Source organism: Bacteroidia bacterium, from assembly GCA_023228875.1.
In the GTDB taxonomy this organism is placed as follows: Bacteria; Bacteroidota; Bacteroidia; order NS11-12g; family UBA955; genus JALOAG01.
In genome coordinates this window covers 1-4,580 of sequence record JALOAG010000046.1, presented here as the reverse complement: position 1 = coordinate 4,580, position 4,580 = coordinate 1, and the positions used below count along the sequence as shown (strand labels likewise).

The 4,580-nt window shown below is 36.4% G+C and carries 4 protein-coding genes; 2 read left to right on the top strand and 2 right to left on the bottom strand.

Translation table 11 applies throughout. The annotated features are described in order from the left end of the window. Both M0R38_12845 and M0R38_12840 read left to right on the top strand, forming a co-directional pair. The coding region (locus M0R38_12845) for an aminopeptidase (protein ID MCK9482621.1) at positions 1-959 on the top strand (959 nt) is incomplete at its 5' end. 39 nt (positions 960-998) lie between these two features. Beyond that, the gene (locus M0R38_12840) at positions 999-2,210 is read left to right on the top strand and encodes an aminopeptidase (protein ID MCK9482620.1); all 1,212 of its coding nucleotides are present in this window, start codon (positions 999-1,001) and stop codon (positions 2,208-2,210) included. Here M0R38_12840 and M0R38_12835 read toward each other — a convergent pair. Then, positions 2,207-2,968 (bottom strand): type III pantothenate kinase, encoded by a 762-nt coding sequence (locus tag M0R38_12835; GenBank protein ID MCK9482619.1) that lies wholly within the window; start codon positions 2,966-2,968, stop codon positions 2,207-2,209. The two genes, M0R38_12840 and M0R38_12835, sit on opposite strands and share 4 nt — an antisense overlap. Positions 2,969-2,979: 11 nt before the next feature. Continuing rightward, a partial coding sequence (locus tag M0R38_12830; protein ID MCK9482618.1) for an ATP-binding cassette domain-containing protein occupies positions 2,980-4,580 on the bottom strand: 1,601 nt, incomplete at its 5' end.

Sequence of the window (4,580 nt, the reverse complement as noted above, 5' to 3'; positions counted from 1 at the left end):
GTGAAATTAGCACTACTGCCACATTTCAAATTCTTTTAAGAATTGACGATTATAAAACAAAAATTGATGATGATAATTTAACAGTAGATCAAATACTTAACTCTGCTCCACTACTACAACACTACAACACTCTAGCTCCCCCACAATTAAATCGCCCTGTTGCCCCTTGGGCAGTAATTCCCTTGCCCAACTTTGTTTGGGCAAAAGAACTTTATAATGATGAGAAGTTAGTTGATAAAGTGTGGATTGAGTTTGCTTCTTTATTAGAATTAGATAGTGATAATTGGTTAGATCATTGGAAAGAGAAGTTACAACTTAATAAAATAAGGTTGCGCTCTTTAAACAACCTCGATTGTGATCACTATAAAATTGTTGGGGAGAATATAAATTTAAGGTGTAAAAAGTTGGACTTTTCTCGCTGGCAAAGTGGTCTTAACACTTTAGCTAATGGAAGAACTTATATCCCCTACTTAAATTTAAATCGCTACTCAATTTTGTTAGACAGAGATTCTACTGTTGGTGAGTTTAAAATCAAAGATGATTTTAAATTATTAAACCAAGTTGTCAGTGAAGCTACAATCAGAATGTTCGATGGAGAGGTAGTGGCTGTCGATGCTCTAAAGGGAAAAGAGGTTTTAGCTAAAGTTGTTAGTTGTGATACGGGCTCTTCCCATATATCTGAATTATCTTTAGTTGAAGAGCCTTTAGAGACAATTAAAAGCACCTACTTAGGTTTTGATGAAGCTAAAAGAAATTCAATTGTCTTTGGGATGGGAGACTCATCTCATATAGAGGCTTTAGAGACCTACGATGATGAGAATCAATTACAAGAGCTAACAGGGTGTAATATCTCCTTGGTGCGCATCAGAGTCCCCTTAGAGGGCTCTATAGATGTAATTGGATGCTATGAAGATGGGGATGAAATTAAAATAATGGAAAATGGACAAATAATAGCTTAGTTTCTACATTCAGATAATTTAGGAGAAAATATGAACACAATGGAAAAAGAGTATGCAAAATTAGTTATTAAAGTTGGTGTTGCTTTAAAAGAGGGTCAACCTCTGTTTATAAAAACACCTTATGAGAGCTATCCTTTTGCTCAACTACTTGGTGAAGTTGCTTATGAGCAAGGAGCCTCATTAGTTAAAATTGAACTTGATGATTTAAAGTTATTAAATATTAGAATCGCCAATCAAACAGCTCAACAATTAAAAGAAATTCCCTCTTACCAAAAAAATATTGATTATGAGATGATGGTTAAAGATTGGGCTTATATTAGAATCGACAACACTGAAAATAGACACTTCTTAGAGGGTGTTGATGCTGACAAACTAACCTCTTACAGCACAGCTTTAAGAGAGAACTCTAAAGAGTATGCCCTTAACAGAATGCGCAATGAGAGCTCTTGGTGTGTCATTTGTGCCCCTGGTGAAAAATGGGCTAAAGATGTATTAGGTGAAGATGGAACAGTAAAAGAGCTTTGGGATGTTTTAAAACCAATTTTAAAACTTGATCAAAAAGATGTTATTGGAAGTTGGGAAAAACACAATCAGATGTTAAAACAAAGGGGATCTATCTTAAATAATTTAAAGATTGAGAGCCTTCATTTCACCAGCGGTAAAACAGATTTAACAATTGGTCTTATTGAGACAAGCATTTGGGAAGGGGGGGGAGCTATCTTAAAAGATGGAAGAGCTTTTATGCCAAACATCCCCACTGAAGAGGTATTCACTACCCCACACAGATTAAAAGTTGATGGTTATGTAACTACCACTCGCCCTGTCTCTGTTTTAGATTCCAATGTTGAAAATCTTAAACTCACCTTTAAAGATGGTAAAGTAATTGATGCCAAAGCTGAAATTGGGGATGAGATAATTAAAAGATTTTTAGAAATAGATCAGCAAGCTCGTTATTTAGGTGAAGTTGCTTTAGTAGATCAAGATTCAGCAATAAGTCAATCAAACAAAGTCTTTAGTTCTATCTTGTACGATGAGAATGCCTCTTGTCACATTGCTCTTGGATCAGGATATCCCTCTTGTTTATCAAATGCACATTTATTAAGTAGCGATCAACAATTGATGGATGCAGGGTGTAACCGTTCATTAGTTCACACCGACTTTATGATTGGTTCAGACGATTTAGATATCGTTGCAACCACTTTTAGCGGTGATAAAGTGAAAATAATGGAACAAGGGAGATTTGTAATTTAATTAGCTTCAGCTATGATCTTTAACCCCTCTAAGGTGTGTAAAGGTTCAATGCGATCAATTCGGCCAATTAGGGGGGCCATAGTGTGAGAAAGGCCCCCTGTTGCTATCACCTTCACACTACTAGAGATCTCTGTTTCTGTTTTATCAATTAGCTCTTTAACTAAACCAGCATAACCAAACATAATTCCACTTTGAATCGATTGTTCACTGGTTCTACCTAAAACTTTATCGGGAACTCTTAATTGTACTTGAGGTATTTGAGCTGTATTTAAAAAGAGTGAGTTTACTGCAGTAACCAAACCTGGAACAATTGAGACTCCTAAGATATCTCCTTTGTTACTCACTGCTGTTAAAGTAAGGGCTGTTCCAAAATCCAATACAACAACGTTTTCTTCTGGGTAAATTGCCCTAGCTGCAACAGCGTTAGCCAACAAATCGTTTCCCAACTCACTTGGTATACTATCTCTATTTATACCCACCCCACTGTCGTGAGTCACAGTGATTGGTTTTACTCCACTAAGCTCATAAACTACTTTTTGAAATGAGCGGGTGAGATTTGGAACTACTGAGCTAATAATTCCTTTGGAGATATCTTTTGGTTTAAACCCTTTTTGAGTTAACATTCGCTCAATGATTACAAGGTATTCATCACTTGTTTTCATCTGGTCACTATGAATGCGCCAACTGGAAGCCCACATTTTTTCATTGTAAAGGGCCATAACTACGTTTGTATTACCAATATCGACAACAAGTAACATACGTAAACTCCTTAAATCATTATTCGACTCTCACCTTTATAATACTCATATCTAAGTTTTTTGACATCCTCGTTGTTCAAATACTCTTCTAAACTCATCATTCTATCAATTACTTTTCCATTAGGGGCAAATTCAATAATCCTATTTGCAATTGAGGTGACAAATTGGTGGTCATGGCTGTTAAACAATATAACACCTGTAAAATCGATTAAAGCATTGTTTAATGCTGTAATAGCCTCTAGATCTAAGTGGCTTGTGGGTTCATCAAAAATTAATACGTTGCGTTGTTCCAACATCATTCGTGAGAGGTGACATCTTACTTTTTCCCCTCCACTTAGCACTTGAATATTTTTTAGTGCCTCATCTCCTGAAAAGAGCATCCTTCCTAAAAAGGAGCGTAAAAATGTTTCATCTTTCTCTTCAGAGTATTGGGCTAACCAATCGATGATACTCATATCTCCATCAAACAAATAGTCGTTCTCTTTAGGGAAATAGCTAGTTGAGGTGGTCACTCCCCACTCATACGTTCCCCCATCACTTTTCATATTGCCACTGATTATTTCAAAAAATAGGGTTTTTAAGTTGTGATTGGGTCCCACAAATGCAACTTTGTCTTTGGGGTTAATGGTTAAACTAAGTTTATTTAAAGAGTGAGACTCATCCTCCCCTTTTTTACTTAGATTATCAATTTTTAATACGTTACGCCCAATATCTCTTTCGCTTTTAAAAGCAACGTATGGAAAACGGCGTGATGAGGGTTTGATATCATCAATAGTTAATTTATCAATTAACTTCTTTCTACTGGTAGCTTGGCGAGCTTTTGAGAGGTTGCTGCTAAAGCGTTGAATAAACTCTTTAAGTTCAGCAATCTTATCCTCTCTTCTTCTTTTCTCATCCTTTTGTTGCTTTGCAGCAAGTTGACTCGATAAATACCAAAAGTCGTAGTTTCCTACATAGAGTTGAATTTTCTGAAAATCAACATCTACGATGTGGGTACAAACGCTATTTAAGAAGTGACGGTCGTGGGAGACAACAATAACTGTGTTGTTAAACTCCCCTAAGAAGTTTTCTAACCAGTGAATAGACTCTAAGTCTAAGTGGTTAGTGGGTTCATCCAATAAAAGGATGTCAGGATTTCCAAAAAGGGCCTGGGCTAAAAGAACACGAACTTTTAGATTATCTTCAATGCTCTCCATCTTTTTATCTAAAAAGTTCTCCCCTATTCCTAGTCCATCTAAAAGCATTCCAACTTCACTTTCAGCTTCCCAACCCCCTAAATCGGCAAACTCTCCCTCTAATTCAGCAGCTTTTAAACCATCTTCTTGGCTAAAGTCCTCTTTTTCATAAATAGCATCTCTTTCACTTTTAACTTCGTACAACCTCTTGTAACCCATAATAACTGTATCTAAGACTGTGTAGTCGTTAAAAGCAAAGTGATCTTGTTGTAAAACTGCAACCCTTTGGTTGTGTCCAACAATGACTTCCCCTTTATCAGGTTCAATCTCTCCACTTAAGATTTTAAGAAACGTCGACTTTCCAGCTCCGTTTGCCCCAATTACTCCGTAGCAGTTGCCACTGGTAAATTTAAGACTCACATCTTTAAAAAGTGTTT